Annotated in this window: 20 protein-coding genes, 1 rRNA gene, 1 pseudogene and 1 other annotated feature (1 of these 23 cut by a window edge); of the genes and pseudogenes, 15 read left to right on the plus strand and 7 right to left on the minus strand. The window is 38.0% G+C overall.

The genetic code is table 11. From position 1 onward, the window contains the following. Positions 1-124: 124 nt before the first annotated feature. The 5 genes from rrf (at position 125) to rraB (ending at position 2,720) form a co-directional block, all read left to right on the plus strand. Positions 125-240 (plus strand): 5S ribosomal RNA (gene rrf / locus PTQ27_RS04635). 155 nt (positions 241-395) lie between these two features. Further along, on the plus strand, positions 396-1,226 hold the full coding sequence (locus PTQ27_RS04640) for a ZIP family metal transporter (protein ID WP_273747624.1): 831 nt from the start codon (positions 396-398) through the stop codon (positions 1,224-1,226). 3 nt (positions 1,227-1,229) lie between these two features. Then, the gene (locus PTQ27_RS04645) at positions 1,230-1,652 is read left to right on the plus strand and encodes a DUF805 domain-containing protein (RefSeq protein ID WP_273747625.1); all 423 of its coding nucleotides are present in this window, start codon (positions 1,230-1,232) and stop codon (positions 1,650-1,652) included. A 2-nt stretch (positions 1,653-1,654) separates the two neighbouring features. Continuing rightward, positions 1,655-2,278, plus strand: a complete 624-nt coding sequence (yihA, locus tag PTQ27_RS04650; protein WP_273747626.1) for a ribosome biogenesis GTP-binding protein YihA/YsxC — start codon at positions 1,655-1,657, stop codon at positions 2,276-2,278. Positions 2,279-2,291: 13 nt separating this feature from the next. Further along, positions 2,292-2,720, plus strand: coding sequence for a ribonuclease E inhibitor RraB (gene rraB / locus PTQ27_RS04655; protein ID WP_273747627.1), 429 nt, complete (start codon positions 2,292-2,294; stop codon positions 2,718-2,720). 55 nt (positions 2,721-2,775) lie between these two features. Here rraB and tusA read toward each other — a convergent pair whose 3' ends face one another. Continuing rightward, positions 2,776-3,018 carry a sulfurtransferase TusA gene (tusA, locus tag PTQ27_RS04660; protein ID WP_273747628.1) on the minus strand — a complete coding sequence of 81 codons (243 nt, stop codon included), beginning with the start codon at positions 3,016-3,018 and terminating at the stop codon, positions 2,776-2,778. Positions 3,019-3,028: 10 nt separating this feature from the next. Here tusA and pepQ point away from each other — a divergent pair, with 10 nt between their 5' ends. Genes pepQ through nudC form a run of 5 tightly spaced genes read left to right on the plus strand, consistent with a single transcriptional unit; the run spans position 3,029 to position 7,150 of the window. Further along, a complete protein-coding gene (gene pepQ, locus PTQ27_RS04665) occupies positions 3,029-4,345 on the plus strand; it encodes a Xaa-Pro dipeptidase (protein ID WP_273747629.1) in 1,317 nt (438 codons plus the stop codon). 7 nt (positions 4,346-4,352) lie between these two features. Next, a complete protein-coding gene (locus PTQ27_RS04670) occupies positions 4,353-4,838 on the plus strand; it encodes an FxsA family protein (protein ID WP_273747630.1) in 486 nt (161 codons plus the stop codon). Beyond that, the gene (locus PTQ27_RS04675; protein ID WP_273747631.1) at positions 4,838-5,686 is read left to right on the plus strand and encodes a DMT family transporter; all 849 of its coding nucleotides are present in this window, start codon (positions 4,838-4,840) and stop codon (positions 5,684-5,686) included. The genes PTQ27_RS04670 and PTQ27_RS04675 overlap by 1 nt, the downstream gene beginning before the upstream one ends. Beyond that, positions 5,683-6,399, plus strand: a complete 717-nt coding sequence (locus PTQ27_RS04680) for a pseudouridine synthase (protein ID WP_273747632.1) — start codon at positions 5,683-5,685, stop codon at positions 6,397-6,399. The genes PTQ27_RS04675 and PTQ27_RS04680 overlap by 4 nt, the downstream gene beginning before the upstream one ends. Beyond that, positions 6,392-7,150, plus strand: a complete 759-nt coding sequence (gene nudC / locus PTQ27_RS04685) for an NAD(+) diphosphatase (protein WP_273747633.1) — start codon at positions 6,392-6,394, stop codon at positions 7,148-7,150. Before PTQ27_RS04680 ends, nudC begins: the two co-directional genes overlap by 8 nt. Before the next feature lie 56 nt (positions 7,151-7,206). Here nudC and PTQ27_RS04690 read toward each other — a convergent pair whose 3' ends face one another. Next, a complete protein-coding gene (locus PTQ27_RS04690) occupies positions 7,207-8,874 on the minus strand; it encodes a ribonucleoside-diphosphate reductase subunit alpha (RefSeq protein WP_273747634.1) in 1,668 nt (555 codons plus the stop codon). Next, positions 8,861-9,838 (minus strand): ribonucleotide-diphosphate reductase subunit beta, encoded by a 978-nt coding sequence (locus PTQ27_RS04695; protein WP_273747635.1) that lies wholly within the window; start codon positions 9,836-9,838, stop codon positions 8,861-8,863. Before PTQ27_RS04695 ends, PTQ27_RS04690 begins: the two co-directional genes overlap by 14 nt. A gap of 356 nt (positions 9,839-10,194) precedes the next feature. Between PTQ27_RS04695 and dusA the strand changes: the two genes are divergently transcribed. Both dusA and PTQ27_RS04705 read left to right on the plus strand, forming a co-directional pair. Then, positions 10,195-11,178, plus strand: a complete 984-nt coding sequence (dusA, locus tag PTQ27_RS04700; protein WP_273747636.1) for a tRNA dihydrouridine(20/20a) synthase DusA — start codon at positions 10,195-10,197, stop codon at positions 11,176-11,178. A gap of 8 nt (positions 11,179-11,186) precedes the next feature. Further along, a complete protein-coding gene (locus tag PTQ27_RS04705) occupies positions 11,187-11,693 on the plus strand; it encodes a DUF2301 domain-containing membrane protein (RefSeq protein WP_273747637.1) in 507 nt (168 codons plus the stop codon). 75 nt (positions 11,694-11,768) lie between these two features. On the opposite strand, the gene leuD is transcribed toward PTQ27_RS04705, so the two are convergent. Both leuD and leuC read right to left on the minus strand, forming a co-directional pair. Continuing rightward, positions 11,769-12,371 (minus strand): 3-isopropylmalate dehydratase small subunit, encoded by a 603-nt coding sequence (gene leuD, locus PTQ27_RS04710; RefSeq protein WP_273747638.1) that lies wholly within the window; start codon positions 12,369-12,371, stop codon positions 11,769-11,771. 14 nt (positions 12,372-12,385) lie between these two features. Then, positions 12,386-13,804 carry a 3-isopropylmalate dehydratase large subunit gene (gene leuC, locus PTQ27_RS04715; protein WP_273747639.1) on the minus strand — a complete coding sequence of 473 codons (1,419 nt, stop codon included), beginning with the start codon at positions 13,802-13,804 and terminating at the stop codon, positions 12,386-12,388. A gap of 434 nt (positions 13,805-14,238) precedes the next feature. Here leuC and PTQ27_RS04720 point away from each other — a divergent pair. Further along, positions 14,239-15,874: pseudogene (locus tag PTQ27_RS04720) on the plus strand (ABC transporter substrate-binding protein). Between the two features lie 56 nt (positions 15,875-15,930). After that, positions 15,931-16,203, plus strand: coding sequence for an acylphosphatase (locus PTQ27_RS04725; protein WP_273771113.1), 273 nt, complete (start codon positions 15,931-15,933; stop codon positions 16,201-16,203). Between the two features lie 32 nt (positions 16,204-16,235). Here PTQ27_RS04725 and rimI read toward each other — a convergent pair whose 3' ends face one another. Both rimI and PTQ27_RS04735 read right to left on the minus strand, forming a co-directional pair. Next, positions 16,236-16,673: a ribosomal protein S18-alanine N-acetyltransferase gene (gene rimI, locus PTQ27_RS04730; protein WP_273747641.1), complete on the minus strand. Its 438-nt coding sequence runs from the start codon at positions 16,671-16,673 to the stop codon at positions 16,236-16,238. Beyond that, positions 16,670-17,089, minus strand: a complete 420-nt coding sequence (locus PTQ27_RS04735) for a DNA polymerase III subunit psi (RefSeq protein ID WP_273747642.1) — start codon at positions 17,087-17,089, stop codon at positions 16,670-16,672. Before PTQ27_RS04735 ends, rimI begins: the two co-directional genes overlap by 4 nt. Before the next feature lie 153 nt (positions 17,090-17,242). Here PTQ27_RS04735 and rsmC point away from each other — a divergent pair, with 153 nt between their 5' ends. Then, positions 17,243-18,232: a 16S rRNA (guanine(1207)-N(2))-methyltransferase RsmC gene (rsmC, locus tag PTQ27_RS04740; protein ID WP_273747643.1), complete on the plus strand. Its 990-nt coding sequence runs from the start codon at positions 17,243-17,245 to the stop codon at positions 18,230-18,232. Positions 18,233-18,356: 124 nt separating this feature from the next. After that, positions 18,357-18,439, plus strand: a sequence feature (His leader region); it runs 40 nt beyond the window's last position.

An 18,439-nucleotide genomic window follows, 5' to 3' on the forward strand; every position in this document is an offset into this window, starting at 1 on the left:
ATGTTTTTAGCTTGTTTTTAGATTTTAGATTGAAGAATAAAGAATAAATAGAACTAAAGAATAGTAATAACAGAATAAAGAATGATTGATGGCGAGAGAAAGTCATTGATTATTAACCGAATATTCTGGCGACCATAGTGCTGTGGTGCTACCTGACTCCATTCCGAACTCAGAAGTAAAATGCAGTAACGCCGATGGTAGTGTAGTGTTTCGCTATGTGAGAGTAGGACATCGCCAGATTGAATAATGGACCCCGAGTAGAGATACTTGGGGTTTTGTTTTTTGTAGAGTCTTATCTTTTATAAATGAAAGAAAATGATATTTCAAATCTTTGTATAAAAATACAATGGGTTTTGTTAGAATTAGTCTGATATTTTCTTTTATAGGTATATACATTGTTTGACTATTTCTTATCATTATCACCTATTTGGCAGGCATTTATTGCAGGGCTATTTACTTGGTTATGTACGATTTTAGGTTCATCTTTTGTCTATTTTTTTAAGACTGTAAATCGCAAATTGCTAGACAGTATGATGGGATTTGCTGCAGGCGTGATGATTGCAGCTTCATTTTGGTCTTTACTAGCTCCATCATTGGAATATGCAGAAATAGATTATGGAGCTTTAGCCTGGTTACCTGCAGCGATAGGTTTTTTAGCCGGTGGTGCTTTCATTCGGTTAATTGATTACATTATTCCCCATCTACATTTAGGTAAACCGATTGAAGAAGCAGAAGGATCAGAACAATTAAAGAAAGGGTTATCAAAAACAACCTTATTATTTCTTGCAATAACTATTCATAATATACCAGAAGGATTAGCAATAGGTGTTACTTTTGGTGCTTTAGCAACTCAAGTATCAGGTATAGATGCTTCAATTATGGGAGCTATAGGCCTTGCTATTGGTATTGGTTTACAAAATATTCCAGAAGGTTCCTCACTTTCCTTACCGATTAGAGGGGAAGGAAATAGCCGAAAAAAAGCCTTTTTCTATGGTTCTATGTCAGCTATTGTTGAGCCTATTGCTGCTGTGATAGGTGCAGCATTTGTACTTTCAATGTCCTCTATTTTGCCGTATGCTTTAGCTTTTGCTGCAGGGGCAATGATTTTTGTGGTTGTGGAAGAATTAATTCCTGAATCACAGAGTAATGGTAATACAGATATTGCCACTTTAAGTCTTATGCTCGGTTTTGTAGTAATGATGATACTTGATGTAGCCTTAGGATAAATTATGATTTGGTATAACGCTCTTTTTAGTTTCAAAGGAAGATTAAATCGACAGGGATTTTGGGTCGGATTTTTGATTAACTTTATTTTTCTTTTCGTTTGTGTAAATTTTTTATTAAATTTAACCGCTTACAATGCTCTGAGCCTGATCCCAATGGCAATAATTACCTATAGCTTATCGGCTATTATTGTAAAACGTTTACATGATCGAAATCGCTCGGGCAAAGCGATTTTTATCTTGCTTGTTCCTATTTTATGTTATGCCACCTCACTGATTAGTGAAGGCTCTATGCAATGGATTTTAGGTTTAGTGATCCCACTATTTGTTTGCACCCTTTTATTTCTAGAGTGGGGATTATTCCAAAGCTACCCAGAGCCAAATCAATATGGCGAAAAAGGGCTTAGTATTCTTTTTAAAGCAGATTAATTATGACAGAACAAATTAAATTAAATTATCACAAAACGCATTTTTTAACTTCAGCACCAGATATTCGCCATTTACCGGAAGATACCGGTGTTGAAATTGCTTTCGCAGGGCGTTCAAATGCAGGGAAATCAACAGCACTAAATGCCTTAACAAACCAAAAAAGTTTGGCTCGTACATCCAAAACACCGGGAAGAACCCAACTTATTAACTTGTTTGAAGTTGAACCAAATTGTAAATTAGTCGATTTACCCGGCTATGGTTATGCGGCGGTGCCGGAGCAGATGAAAATTCAATGGCAAAAAGCCCTTGGCGAATATTTGCAAAAGCGTGAATGCTTAAAAGGTGTGGTTATCTTAATGGATATTCGCCACCCTTTGAAAGATTTAGACCAACAAATGATTGAATGGGCAGTTTCGGCAGAGTTACCGGTGCTATTACTTTTAACCAAAGCGGATAAACTAAGCCAATCGGCACGAGCAAAACAGGTTAAAATGGTGCGTGAGGCTATTTTACCTTTCCAAGGCGATGTTCAAGTAGAAGCCTATTCGGCATTAAATAAAATTGGTATTGATAAACTTTCAGCTAAGTTAGATAGCTGGTTTGCTGAAATGTTTGTGACAGAATAATGAGGAAATGAAAATGTTTGATCTCAATGCATTGCGTCAAGAAACAGACGAAATTATTGAAAATTTATTAAAAGACGGTTCAGATCCCGATGCTCTTTATATTGTTGAGCATCACGTTGCTCATCGTGATTTCGATAAGCTAGAAAAATTAGTAGTTGATGCTTACAAGCTAGGCTATGAAATTTCAGAAGCGGAAGAGGTGGAAGAAGAAAACGGCAAGATTATTTTTGTTTGCGATATTGTCAGCGAAATCGAATTGAATGCCGATTTAATCACGGCTCAACAAAAAGAGCTATTGCCTTTAATTGAAAAAGCGGGTGCTGAATATGAAGGCTGGGGAACCTATTTCGAAGATCCAAATGCCGATGAAGATGAATATGGTGATGATGGCGAATTTTTTGACGAAGATGATGATTTTGAGGAAGAACCTACTCGTCATTAAAACGCAAACAAGCGGTCGAATTTGGCAAAAAATTTGCAAATCCACCGCTTTTTGCTTATTCCAGCCCTTTCTTAACCCAATAATGATAAGGGGCGGTTTCTACTTCTTTTTTGAGTAGTTGGTGATCCATAAATTCACAAAAACTTGGAATATCACGGGTGGTTGCAGGGTCGTCAGCAATAATATGCAAAATCTCGCCATCTGCCATATTACGAATTGTTTTTCGGGTAAGCATAACCGGCTCCGGGCAGCGTAAGCCTAAGGTATCGAGTTCTTTATTTACAGTTAAATCAGTCATTATATTCCTTATGAAAACATTATTTTCTCAACATATTGCACGCTTACAGAAGGTGGTGCAGACCTTGCTTGAAAATGCCTTTTTAGAAGGCTTATGGGTTTACTCGGGCAAAGCAAAAACCTTATTTTTAGATGATCAAAATGCCCCGTTTAAAATTAACCCCTATTTTAATTATTTTTTCCCTTATCCCCAAGCTGAAAATTGCTGGTTGTTTTTAGACGGCAAAAATAAACCGAAAATTTATTTCTATGCCCCTGAAGATTATTGGATTTCAACCGCCGAAGTGCCAAACAATGCTTTTTTTGCTAGAGAGTTTGATTGGGTTATTTTCAAGCAAGATGATGAAATTGCAAAATTTATTCAAAACCCAACCGCTTGCGGTTTTATTGGGGAAGATATTGAACTTGCCACTCATTTAGGCTTTAGCCAAATCAATTCGCAAAAGGTGCTTAATATACTGAATTTTGAACGAACAATCAAAAGTGAATTTGAAATTGAAAGTATTTACCAAGCTCAATTTTCCGCTTTAGCAGGGCATAATACGGCTAAAAATGCGTTTTTTGCAGGCAAGAGTGAGTTTGAAATCAATGCCGATTACCTCATTGCCACAAAGCAATCGGAGTTAAATGTGCCTTACGGTAATATTATGGCAATTAATCAACACGGGGCTGTGTTGCATTACACCGCATTAGATTTTGATACCACAACTCCTCGCCACAGTTTTTTAATTGACGCAGGCACGACAGTAAACGGTTATGCCTCCGATATTACTCGTACTTACGCTTTTGATAGCACTTCTGAATTTGCAGAACTGATTGCCAAAATGGAGCATTTCAAGTTAAAAATTATTGATGATCTCGCTGTTGGCGTAAATTATCTGCATTATCATACCCAAATGCAGCAGATGATTTCCCAATTATTGGCAGAACATCAATTTATTCATTTATCGGCAGAACAGATTTTTGAAGAAGGGGTTAGCCGTAGCTTTTTCCCACACGGCCTGGGGCATTTCTTAGGCATTCAAGTGCACGATGTCGCAGGCTTTCAGCAAACTGCACGGGGCAGCAGAAAAGCCCCTCCGGAAGTTTATCCAAGCCTGCGTTGTACCCGTGATTTAGCGGAAAATATGGTGCTGACCATTGAACCAGGTTTTTACTTTATTGATATGTTGTTGAAACCGTGGAAAACGCATTCGCTAAGTTCTGCATTTAACTGGCAGAAAATTGAAGATTTTAAACGCTTTGGTGGTATTCGTACTGAAGATAATGTGGTTATCCGCCCAAATGGTGCAGAGAATTTAACCGCCAAAGCCCAATCACTACTGTGAGGACATAATGCCAATTTTAGCTATTCTGTTAGGAATATTTTGTTATATCTATATTGAAATTTCGCTACTAGTGAATGTTGGATCGGCAATCGGTGTTCTTCCAACCATTCTTTTACTGATTGCGATCTCGTTTTTAGGCTTATGGTTTGTAAAATTAAGAGGAGCCTATACCTTATTTTCTATTCGCCAAGAATTAAGCCAAGGCAAAATGCCGACCGATGCGGTAGGTAATTCAGTAATGTTTCTGTTAGCCGGTATTTTGCTGATTATCCCAGGCTTTTTAAGTGATATTTTAGCGATTTTGTGTGTATTACCTATCACGAGAAGATTGATTCAAGCCTTCGTATTGAATGCTTTTAAAAATAGAATGTTTGTGCATTTTACCTCATCAAATACGCATTTTCGTTCCCAATCGACACAAGATAGCAATACGTTTGATGCAGAGTTTGAACATAAACCAGAATCTAACGATCCTAATAAAAGGCTGAAGTAATGGATAAACGAACGCTTGCACTCTTAAAAGTGCACGGTACGGCAGTCTTTTTTGGGGCTTCTGGCATTTTTGGGTTATTAATTCAAAGCTCGGCTGAAACTATTGTTTTAGGACGTGTGATGATCGCTTTTGCGATGATCTCATTGTATTTTTTATGGAAAAAACAACCGCTTGTAAAATTAAACGGTAAGCAAATCTTACAACAAGCCATATCTGGTGGGTTATTAGCTACCCATTGGGTAACTTTTTTTATTGCGGTAAAAGTAGGTGGTGTGGCGGTCGCAACGCTAGGCTTTGCCAGCTTTCCTGCTTTTGTTGCCTTATTTGAAAGTCTATTTTTCCGTGAAAAATTACGCTTTAGAGAAATTGTTCTACTGATTGCCATTACTATCGGGCTTATTTTAGTTACCCCTGAATTTACCTTTGGTAATGAAGCGACTCAAGGTTTATTGTGGGGGATTTTATCTGCTCTTGTCTATGGCATTTTGGCGGTAGTCAATCGACATACAATGAGCAAAATTTCTGGTGTGCAAGCAAGCTGGTGGCAATATATTTGTGCAACCATACTATTATTACCGTTTTCTGCTGCGGAGTTACCTACTGTGTCCGCTCAAGATTGGTTTTGGATTTTCTGTGTTGGTTTTCTTTGCACAACATTGGCTTATACCTTATTTATCTCAAGTCTAGATACAATTAACGCTCGTACAGCCTCAATGATTATTTCCCTTGAGCCTGTGTATGCCATTGCGATTGCGTGGATATGCTTTGGCGAAACACCAAATATCAGAATGTTAATTGGTGGAGCGATAATTTTACTTTCTGTCGCCTGGGCAAATTTGAAAAAATGAAAAATCAATTTAACAAACCTCTAAACAAGCGGTTGAATTTTGCTAAAAATTTGCAAAACTCTCGTTTTAAGCTGAGAAATCAGCATTTGCAAAAAAATCTAAAAAAACGACCGCTTACTTTTGATGAAACCATTCTCGTCTTGTTTAACAAACCTTATGATGTGCTGACGCAATTTACTGATGAGCAAGGGCGGCAGACGTTAAAAGATTTTATCCCTATTGCGAATATTTATCCTGTTGGGCGATTAGATCGAGATAGCGAAGGCTTATTGCTTTTAACTAATAATGGCGATATTCAGCACCGTTTAGCTCATCCTAAATTTGAGAAACAGAAAACCTATTTGGTGCAGGTGGAGGGTATTCCGCAACCGTCCGATTTAGCCAAACTAGAAAATGGCGTTGAGCTAAAAGACGGTTTAGCACAGCCTGCCAAGGCGAAGGCTATCGAAGAACCTCATTATAACTGGCATACCGCACCGAAAATTCGAGAGCGAAAAAACATTCCGACCAGTTGGTTGGAATTGATTATCCACGAAGGGAAGAATCGCCAAGTACGAAGAATGACGGCTCATATCGGTTTTCCAACCTTGCGTTTAATTCGGGTTGGGTTAGGGCAATTTGAATTGGGCGATTTAGGGAGTGGCGAATATCGAATATTAACAGATAACGAAAAACGCAAATTATTTAAACAGTTAGGATTAAAAGATGAATAAAGCTTACTGGGTCATTGTAAGAAATTTTGATGTAGCATTGAACGAGGGAGAAATTCCTTTTGGCCCTGCTGAGGAATTTGGTTTGAATGCCCGGAAAAAAACGGAGATCGGCAATTATCAAGGCTTTCCCGTATATTGGTTAAGAGCAACAGAAGAAGATAATCAGAGGGAGTTTGCCTATTTAAGAACGCAAGTAAGCAGACCGCCAGAGTTCGCACATTTATTACACCGAGCGGTCTCGCTCAATCATTTTTTTAGCACTCATCAATTTTGTGGAAAATGTGGTGAGGAAACGGTGTTTGCGGATAATGAAATTGCCAGCCATTGTAATGCTTGTGGTAATCGTACTTATCCAACTATTAGTCCGTCTATTATTGTGGCAGTCCGAAAAGGTAGAGAAATTCTGCTCGCCAATCATTTACGTCATAAAGGCACGATTTACACTACTCTTGCTGGGTTTGTCGAAGCTGGGGAGCCGATTGAAAATACTGTTCATCGAGAAGTATTTGAAGAAACGGGCATTAAAGTTAAAAATATTCGTTATTTCGGCAGCCAACCTTGGGCATTTCCAAACTCATTAATGATTGGTTTTTTAGCCGATTATGAAAGTGGGGAAATTAGTTTGCAAGAGGAGGAGATTTACGATGCCAAATGGTTTGATTGTGATGAACCTCTACCAGAATTACCGCCGGAAGGTACAATCGCTTTAAAATTGATTCAAACAACATTAAAGTTGTGTAGAGAAGAATAAATAAAAAAATGCTGAATAAATTATTACTCAGCATTTTTTTTGAATGAAGTTTTTTATTAACCTTCGCAGCTTGAACAACTTAATAGGTTGCGGTTAAATACCTGTGCCGCACTCATTGAGTTTTGGTAATAAATGGATTTTAAACCAAGCTCTTCAGCGGTTAAGTATAACTGATTTAAATCACGAGCAGGGGTCGCTGGGTGAATCATTAAGTTAATACTTTGGCCTTGGTCGATATATTTCTGACGTTGTGCAGCTTGTTGAATCACGCTTAATTGGCTGATTTCGGCAAAGGTTTTAAATACCTCTTTTTCGTGCTCAGAAAGCTGTTCTAAATGTTGAACAGAACCGTCATTGTGTAAAATTGATGCCCAAGTCTCTTCTGTATCTAATCCTTTTTCTTGTAGAAGTTTCTCTAAGAATGGATTTTTGTAAACGGTTTTAATTTTTGCTAAATCTTTCACATAGTAGTTAGATTTAAACGGCTCAACCGATGGTGAAACACTACCCAAAATGAAGCTACTTGATTTAGTCGGTGCAATACTCATTAAAGTAGTGTTACGGCGACCATAGCCTTCTAAAATTTCAGGCTCACCAAAACGTTGTGCTAATTCTTTCGATGCTTTTAATGTTTTTTCTTGTAACAATCTGAAAATTTCATTATTTTTTTGCATCGCTTGGAAGCTATCAAAAGCAATATTATTGGCTTGTAAGTAACTATGCCAACCTAATACCCCTAAACCTAATGCACGGTGGCGGGTTGCAAAGCGATTCGCTCTATCTAAGAACGGAATAGATTTACTTTTCTCAATAAACTCACTCATTACCACATCTAAGAAGTAGGTTAATACTTCTGGTGCATCAGTATCTTTCCACTCATCAAAATAGAGCAGGTTCATTGAAGATAAACAACAAACAAAGCTTTCATCGTTGCTTGAAGGCAACATAATTTCAGTACATAAGTTTGAAGCGTGTACTGTCATATTTTTATCTTTATAGACATCAGGGCGACCTGCATTGGCATTGTCTTTAAAGAATAAGTAAGGAATCCCTGTTTCGGTTTTACGTTGTAATAGTTTTGCCCAAAGCTGACGTTTGTAAGGGTCACCAGCCTTCATTGACTCTAACCAATCGTGACCAACACACACACCATAATACATTAATTGGATTGGGTTACCTTCGGTATGAATATCTAACCACTCATCAATATCGCCGTGTTCAATATCGATATAACCTGCAAATTGCCCTTTGCGAGAAGTACCTTGAGAGATCACATCGATTACAGTATCGAATAGCTTACTAAAGTTAAATGAGCCGTCCGATTTACCATTATTTTTAATAGATGAACCACGAGGACGAATATCGCCAAAATAAGCAGATGTACCACCGCCAATTTTACTCATCATACCCACTTCGGCTGTTGTTACCATAATTTCGTGGATAGAGTCGCCAATATAGCTACCAAAACACGAAATCGGCAAACCACGATCTAAACCAAAGTTTGACCAAATCGGCGAAGAAAGCGAGAAATAACCTCTTGCCATATAGTGATAAAATTTATCCGCAAAACCTTCAATGCCAAGTTTACGCTCTGCGTGTTCAGCAATAAAACGAATGCGATCTAATGCGGTAGTGCCTTCCAATAAATAGCCACGTTGTAAGAATAAACGGCTATCTTCATTTAGCCAGTGGAAGTCTGGGCGGTCTGTATTAAAATAAGTCATCTGCGGTAATCTGTTTCATTTTTTTAGAATAATCGGTACTACGTTTGTTAAAGAAATCTGTTTCTTTAGTTGAAAGAATTTCAATATCAAACCACTCAGTTTCTTTTAACAATTCAGGGTCAATATTATGAGGTGGTTCTAAGCCTAAAATCATCAATGAATTGTTATAACGGTTTTTAATGTAGTTTTCTACGGTGGCTTTGGTAATAAAGCTCAAATCGCCTTCTTCAAAAATCCAGTCTAAAATGCCACGCTCCGCTTCAAAGGCTTGAGTCGCTAAAGTTTCTAACTCTGTAAAGAATTCTGGTGTAAAGAGCTCACTGTGTTCATCACGTAAAATTTCATATAATGCAATACCGAATTTACCGTGAATCTCTTCTTCTTTTGAGGTCGCTTCAACTGCATTTGAAATCCCTTTAAACAGGTTTTTATGCTTATTAAACGACATCATAATGATGAATTGCCCGAATAAAGAAATATGTTCGACAAATAAAGAGAAAAGCACTAAAGATAGAACAAATTCGCCTTTGCCAGCATCTTTATCTTTCATAAAGCTTTCCATATAACGAATACGATTCATTAATGGTTCAATGTCTTGAATTTGGCTAAACATTTCATTTAAGCCAAGTTTTTCCAATAAGAATGAGTACGCATCTTTATGGCGAACTTCAGATTCTGCAAAGGTACCACCTACATCGTCCATTTCTGGTTTTGGGAAATAGCGGTATAACTCGCCCCAGAAACGTTTAACGTTTACCTCAACTTGTGAAATGGCAAGCATTGCACGGGTTAAAACGTGGCGTTCATGATCGTTAATAGTGGTGCGATAGTCTTGAATGTCGCCTGTGAAGTTAAATTCGGTATGTAACCAATAAGAGTGGCGGATAGCATCTTTAAATTCAAGCAGTTCGGGGTACTCATACGGCTTAATATTTAAGCGTTTTTGGAAAAGGTTTCTAGACATATTCGTAGGCTCTATCTTAAAAGTTAATCGTAAATCTGGAGAAAGATTTTATGCAAAAAAACTTTCAAGACAAGTCTTGACAAAATAGCTTTTTCATTAGTTTTTGTTAGTCTATTGATTTATAAAGGAAAAAAAGTTCATAATTTTTAATTCAATATGTTGTGTTTTTGTTATTATAAAAACACTATATATTGTGTTTTATATTGTTTTTAAATTAACCAAATTAGCGAGTAAACCTTGATAAAACTATGTTTATATCGCTTTTTCGAGTATGATAAAACCTTATTTGATACCGCTTACAAGCGGTGATTTTTTTGCAAAATTTTACCCTTTTTTGACCGCTTGATTTTTTATTTATGAATACTCACTCTCAAGAATTTTACCGTGGGCGTTTTTCTGTAGCCCCAATGTTAGATTGGACCACTCGTCATTGTCGTTATTTTCATCGCCAATTTAGCCAAAATGCACTGCTTTATACCGAGATGATCACCGCCCCTGCAATTTTGCACGCAAAATATGATTTATTGGAATATTCTCCAGATGAAAATCCGGTTGCCTTTCAGTTAGGCGGAAGCGACCCAGCCCAACTGGCTCATTGTGCGAAATTAGTGGAAGAACGTGGCTATGCAGAAGTAAACCTTAATGTGGGCTGTCCGTCAGACAGAGTGCAAAACGGTATGTTTGGGGCTTGTTTAATGGGTAAAGCCGATTTAGTAGCGGATTGTATTAAAGCGATGCAAGATGCGGTCGAGATCCCTGTTACGGTTAAACACCGCATTGGTATTGATGATTTAGATAGTTATGAATTTCTATGCGACTTTATTGAGAAGGTGCAACCCTATAGCCAAGATTTTATTGTCCACGCTCGCAAAGCGTGGTTATCCGGCTTAAGCCCGAAAGAAAACCGAGAAATTCCACCGCTTGATTATGAGCGAGTGTATCAACTTAAACGAGATTTCCCACATTTAAATATCAGCATTAACGGTGGGATTAAAACCATTGAGGAAATTAAGCATCACTTGCAATTTGTTGATGGCGTAATGGTGGGGCGAGAAGCCTATCAAAACCCGTCAATGCTTGGCGAAATTGATTCGCAAATTTTTCAGAAAAACAGGCCGCTTGTCAGTGCAAAACAGGCGGTAGAAAAAATGTTCCCTTATATCGAACAAGAACTTTCTAAAGGGGTATATTTAAACCACATTGTCCGCCATATGCTAGGTGCATTCCAAAATTGCAAAGGGGCAAGGCAATGGCGACGTCATTTAAGTGAAAATGCAACGAAACAAGGGGCTGGTGTAGAGGTTGTAGAGCAAGCATTGGCTTTTGTGAGCGGAAATTAGGAGGCATTATGGCAGATCCACATATTCAATCGCCGATGGATTTTATTGATTATTTAACCGTCATTATTTACCGCAGTGGATTTGTTGTAGCGACAATAATGTTATTTTTGCTACCTTATTATGCGGATATTGCTACACAAGGCTTATTGATTGCTGGTGTAATGCTAGCTTCCTCATTGCATTTATATGCCAAATCGTTTCGGATGATTTTCCAATTTAGTGCTTGGCTAGGCTTGCTTTGTGCGATTTTCAATTTTCCGCTATTAGCTCTTGGGGCAATGTTACTTGTGATTGGCGGATTAAGCTATAAAGAATATTTCTGCTTTAGGGTATTCGGCTTAAACTTTCAACCTTTGTTTGTAGCGGTGTTATGGTCTGCAGTTGCGTTGGATTTGAGTGTTTTAGTGCAGATCCTAAGTGTTATTTGTGGCTTACTATTATTGATATTAAGTATTCAAAAATGGCGAATGCCATTGCATTTTGATATTGGGGATAAGAGCAAATATCAAATTTAACGATCACATTAAACAAACAGAAAAGGCTAGAATCATACAAATTCTAGCCTTACTTTATATTACGAATAAAAAATATTAGCGTAAAAACGCTGGAATATTTTTCTCATAAGCGGCGATAGCATCTTCGTGTTGTAAGGTTAAACCGATATTATCTAAGCCGTTTAATAAGCAGTGGCGGCGGAATTCGTCGAGCTCAAAAGTATAGACTTTATCGCCTGCCGTTACCGTCATTGCTTCTAAATCTACGTGAATTTGTTTGCCTTCATTTGCCCATACCCATTGGAAGATTTCGTCCACTTCCTCTTCACTTAATTTGATTGGAAGCATATGGTTGTTTAGGCTGTTATTATAGAAAATATCGGCAAAGCTTGGGGCGATCATTACTTTAAAACCATAATCTGCTAATGCCCAAGGTGCGTGTTCACGTGAAGAGCCACAACCTAAATTTTTACGGGCGAGTAAAATTGTTGCTCCTTGATATTGTGGGAAATTTAACACGAAATCCGGGTTAAGTTGTGTTTCTTCTGCATCTAAATAACGCCATTCATGGAAAAGGTGTTTACCAAATCCAACGCGGGTGATTGCCTGTAAAAATTGTTTTGGAATAATTGCGTCTGTATCCACGTTTGCGGCATCAAGTGGAACCACTAAGCCTGAATGTTGTTTTAATCCTGCCATTTTTTGCTCCTTACTTATGCGTTTAATGCTATGTTACGAATATCAACAAATTTACCGAACATTGCCGCGGCAGCTGCCATTGCTGGGCTAACTAAGTGGGTACGGCCGTTACGACCTTGGCGGCCTTCAAAGTTACGGTTTGAGGTTGATGCACAACGTTCCCATTCACCTAAACGGTCATCGTTCATTCCTAAACACATCGAACAACCCGGGTTACGCCATTCTGCTCCGGCTTCAATGAAGATTTTATCCAAACCTTCTTTTTCCGCTTGCTCTTTTACTAAACCTGAACCCGGTACCACCAAAATGCGTTTTACGTTATCCGCTTTTTTACGCCCTTTCATTACTGCTGCTGCTGCACGTAAATCTTCTATACGAGCATTAGTACAAGAGCCGATAAAGACTTGATCAACCGGAATTTCTTTTAGATCTACGTTAGCCTCTAAACCGATATAGGCTAAGGCTTTTTCCGCTGAAGCACGAGTTACTGGATCGCTCATTTCAGCAGGGTTAGGTACAACTTGGTCAATGCCGATAACTTGCCCTGGGTTAGTGCCCCAAGTAACTTGTGGTGCAATGTCTTTCGCCTCTAAAATCACTTCTGCATCATAAACCGCACCTTCGTCCGTTTTTAAGGTTTTCCAATATTCAATAGCATCGTCCCAATCTTTGCCTTTTGGTGCATGTGGGCGGTCTTTTAAATAAGCGAATGTTGTTTCATCTGGGGCAACGATACCGGCTTTCGCACCGAATTCAATCGCCATATTACATACTGTCATTCGCCCTTCCATAGAAAGATCACGAATGGCTTCACCGCAGAATTCAACTACATAGCCTGTTCCACCTGCCATTGTAGTTTTGCCAATAATGGCTAACACAATATCTTTTGCGGTAATGCCCGGATTGACTTTGCCACGCACTTCCACTTTCATACTTTTTGCACGTGCTTGTTTTAAGGTTTGAGTAGCAAGTACGTGTTCAACTTCAGAAGTACCAATACCAAATGCAAGAGCCCCAAAAGCACCGTGTGTGGCGGTGTGAGAGTCGCCACATACAATCGTCATTCCCGGTAAAGTTAAGCCTTGTTCCGGCCCCATTACGTGCACGATACCTTGTTGTTTAGTGGTTATATCAAAAAGCGAAATACCAGTTGCGGCACAATTTTTTTCTAATTCTAAAACTTGGATTTTAGCCTGACCTTCAAGTTGTTGAACATCACGCACTTGGGTTGAAATGCTGTGATCCATTGTGCCGAATGTTTTGTTCACTTGGCGAACTTGGCGACCTGCAACACGTAAGCCATCAAAAGCTTGTGGAGAGGTAACTTCGTGAATTAAGTGGCGGTTAATATAGATAATCGGTGTTTCGCCTTCGGCTTCATACACCACGTGTGAATCGAATAGTTTTTCGTACAATGTTTTTGCTTTCTGCATAAAATGTTCCAACTCGAAATAAAATGTTAAATTTTTTTAGTTATAACAAGCGGTTAAATTTGCAAGAAATTTTACAAAAACAACCGCTTGTTTATGATGAATACGACTATAACGATTAAAAAAACGAAAGTAAAATATAATTTTTGCTGAAAATAACGATTTTTATTCTGTTGAATAAGCTGAAAAATAGCATTAATTGATAATGCTTAGAATATTATTCTGCTTAATGCGTAACTTATAGCAAGTTATCTAGAGATTAAAAGCGTTTATAGAGCTATTTTCTTCTTTCGTTTTTTGTTAAATTTTTTGTAGTGAAAGGTGATTCTTATCACAGTTTCAAAAAAATTATCTTGAAATAAAAAATAATAATCTCTAGACTCAAAAAAATTTATTTCGAATAAAATTAAATAATTGTTTATTAATGGAGATTAAATATGCAATCTAAATTCTCGCTTTCATTTTTAACAGCCTCACTAGTATTAGGTCTATCAGCAAATGTATTTGCAGCTAAAGTGCCAGAAGGAACCGTATTATCAGATAAACAAGAAATTACCATTAATAATGGGGCGGAGCCATCAAGTTTCGACCCGCATAAAATTGAAGGTGTACCAGAAGCTCAAGTTGCATATCAATTATTTGAGGGATTAATTACAAAAGATTCTGATGGTAATCTTCAGCCAGGAGCAGCAGAATCTTGGGAAAGCTCTCCTGATTACAAAACTTGGACATTTAAATTACGTCAAGATGCAAAATGGTCTAATGGCGAACCTGTAACCGCACACGACTTTGTGTTTGCTTGGCAACGTTTAGTTAATCCACTCACAGCCTCGCCTTATTCTAGTTATTTAACTTATTTAAATGTGGAAAATGCTCAAGAAATTATTGATGGCAACAAAAAAAGCAGAAGAGCTAGGTGTGAAAGCGATTGACGATTTTACTTTCCAAGTACAATTAACCCAGCCTGTGCCTTATGCTGTAGAGCTTTCTACACACGCATCTCTATTACCTGTTAATAAAGCATTAGTTGAAAAATTAGGTGATGCTTGGGTGAAAAAAGAGAATTTAGTCGGAAACGGAGCCTATAAATTAGCCGATCACGTTATTAACGAAAAAATTGTTTTTGAGCGTAACCCAAATTATTGGAATGATAAAGAAACGGTAATTAATAAAGCTACTTTCTTAGCGATCGCAAACGCAACAACAGATGTTTCACGTTACCGTGCTGGTGATTTAGATATGACAAACTATGCATTACCGCCAGAGCAGTTTGCAACCTTGAAAAAAGATCTTCCAGACGAAGTATTTACTGCTAGAACGCTTTCAACTTATTACTACGAATTTAATCATACTAAAGCCCCTTTTGATAATGTAAAAGTACGTGAAGCATTAAACTTAGCGTTAGATAGAACCATTATTACTGACAAAGTATTAGGACAAGGGCAAACACCAACTTACGTATTTACTCCACCTTATATTCACGAGGGGGAGAAAATTCAGCAACCAGCTTATTCAACGGAATCTTTAGCAGATAGAAAAGCCAAAGCGTTAAAATTATTAGAAGAAGCTGGTTATAGCAAAGCAAACCCATTGAAATTCACGGTGCTTTATAACACGAATGACAACCATAAGAAAATTGCGATTGCAGTTTCTTCGCTTTGGAAACAAGCTACCAACGGTGTTGTTGATGTGAAATTAGAAAACCAAGAGTGGAAAACTTTCTTAGATACTCGCCGTAATGCGAATTATGATGTCTCTCGTGCAGGCTGGTCTGCAGACTATAACCAAGCGACAACTTTTATTAATTATTTCTTGTCAAATTCAAGTAATAATACGGCCTTTTATAAAAGTGATGCTTACGATGCTGCGGTTGCAGAATCTTATAAGGCAACGGATGCAGCAGGCCGAGCAGAAGCATATGCTAAAGCTGAAGAGCAACTTGCAAAAGATTTTGCCATTATGCCAATTTACAACTATGTGAACCCTCGCTTAGTTAAACCTTATGTAAAAGGCTACACAGGAAAAGATCCACAAGATGATATTTTCATCCGTAACTTATACATTGTGAAATAATATGTTTAAGGTTGGTTATTGAGAGATAATCAACCTTTTATTTTTAAGAGAACAAGATGGAAACCAGATTATTTTCAGTTTATGGACGTGTTCAAGGTGTTGCTTTTCGCTTTTTTACCTTACAAGAGGCTCGAAAATTAGGCATAAAAGGCTACGCTAGGAATAGAGATGATAACTCAGTAGAAGTGGTGGCTACGGCAGATAGTGAAACCTTAGCTCAATTTGAAAAGTGGCTACATAAAGGCTCACCAGCTGCTAAGGTTGAACAAGTTATTGTAAGTGATTATTTAGGTAGTGAAGTATTCCGCCAATTTGAGATAAGGCATTAAATTATATTTCATACCAGATAGTGAATCTTAGTTTACAAATACAATGCCATAATCACCGCATTTTCCTTCCCACCTTCAGGGGTTGGGTAATAATTTTTGCGAATGGTAACTTCATTAAAACCAAGGGAATTATAGAGCCGTTGTGCCGCAATATTTGATTCTCTAACCTCTAGCCACAATGTAGCAATGCCTTTTTGTTGTAGTTGCAAAATAAGTTCGGAAAGTAACCGCTTGCCAAAGCCTTGATGTTGGAAGGCTGGATCAACCGCAATATTAAATAAAGTCGCTTCATCTAACACAATCTGGCTAATTGCAAATGCCACAATCTGCTCATTTTCGACTAATTTTAAATTCAGATATTTCTCGCCTTGGTTATTTAGCAAAGTCCCTTTCGACCACGGCACTAAATGGGCTTTTTGCTCAATTTCAAATAAACGTTCAAAATCTTGCTCATTGATTATCTCAATCACACTACTTCTCCAAAATGCTGTAAATAGGTGTCCATTTGTTGCCAAAGTTTGCGTTTTTGTGCAGCTTGTTCAAGCTCTTGCCAACAAGAACTTTGCCAAGCGGTCTGATTTGCAAAAAGTTTTGCAATTTTAACCGCTTGCGTTTCTGGCTGAATCAACCAAAAAACTGGCGAGTGAGTAAATACTAACCGTTGCGATTGTTCGCTATTCAACCATTGATATTCGTTTTGTTGAAGATTTAGCACCCGTAAAATATCCGCAAAAAAGCGACTCTGTTGGTAATCTTCCTCACATACGACTACTAATTTCGCACTCTGACTTAACCGTATTTGAGCATCGCCTTTTAGCACTTGCGGTTTAGCAAGCACCCATTGCGAAATTCCCATTTCTTGTAACAATAAATCACGCCGATTCATCTTAAACCTCATAAAATTTCAGGCATAGTACCAAAACTCGCCCCAATGCGGAAATTTTTTCAAAAAATAACGATTTTTCGCAAAGAAAGGCAAGATTTATCAGCTTAAATTCGGTATATTCTCAGCCAATATTATTCGCAATAGGTTTTAAAAATGCTCTCTTTAGAAAGTGAAGTGCTTGAACGCCACGTAACGTTATTTCAACAAAAATCCGTATTACTTTTTGGCGATGTGCGAGATGATTTTGCTCATCAGCTACAATCCATAACTAAAAACGTTGCCGTATTTAGTAGCTATTTTGATTATGCTCGCCACAATACGCACGCAGAATTTGGTTTAGAATGCCATTTGAAAGCAGATTTGGCCGTTTTTTATTGGACCAAAAATAAACAAGAGTGCCAATTTCAGCTATTACAATGGCTTTCCCAATGCCAAGTCGGGCAAGAAATGTTAATTATCGGCGAAAATCGAGCCGGTGTACGTTCGGTTGAAAAGATGCTAGAGCCTTTCGGCAATATTGCCAAAATTGATTCTGCTCGCCGTTGTGGCTTGTATCATTTTGAACTAAATAGCGTGCCAACCTTTGATTGCAAAACATTTTGGAAATCTTACCGCTTGCAAGATCTAAACATCTTCGCCTTGCCTGCCGTATTTAGTTCCGCAGAGTTGGATAACGGCACAAAACTACTGCTTTCCACCTTTGACAAAGCCGATAGACTAAAAGGCAAAGTGCTTGATTTAGGTTGTGGGGCGGGGGTAATTGGAGCCACGCTTAAACAGCAATTTGGCAAAATTAAACTCACGATGAGCGATATTCACGCAATGGCGATTGAGTCCAGCCGCCGAACATTAGCTGAAAATCAATTAGAGGGAGAAGTTGTTACAAGCGATGTGTTCTCGCATATTACCGAACGTTTTGATTTGATCGTTTCTAACCCACCATTTCACGATGGGGTTGATACCGCCTACCGTGCAGTGGAAGAGTTAATTTTCCAAGCCAAAAACCATTTAACCAAAGGTGGGGAATTACGCATTGTGGCAAACGCCTTCTTACCTTACCCTGATTTGTTGGATAAAGCATTTGGCAAACACAACGTTCTGGCAAAATCGACCAAATTTAAGGTGTATTCAGCAAGAGCATAGCGACAAATTTCATTGCACAGAAAAAAGCATAATTTGCTGAAAAATTACTTGCTATTTATTTTTTCTTAGCGTAAATTCGTTTCATACAGTTTTGGAGAAACACAATGAATTTTAACTGCACAGTACATCACCACCATTTTTCCTGATATCTTTCGGGCATTTGGTGTGTGCGGAAGATAAATCTTCCGAGTAAGTGCAGCAATATAT

The sequence above is a fragment of the Mannheimia cairinae genome, assembly GCF_028649535.1.
Lineage (GTDB): Bacteria > Pseudomonadota > Gammaproteobacteria > Enterobacterales > Pasteurellaceae > Mannheimia > Mannheimia cairinae.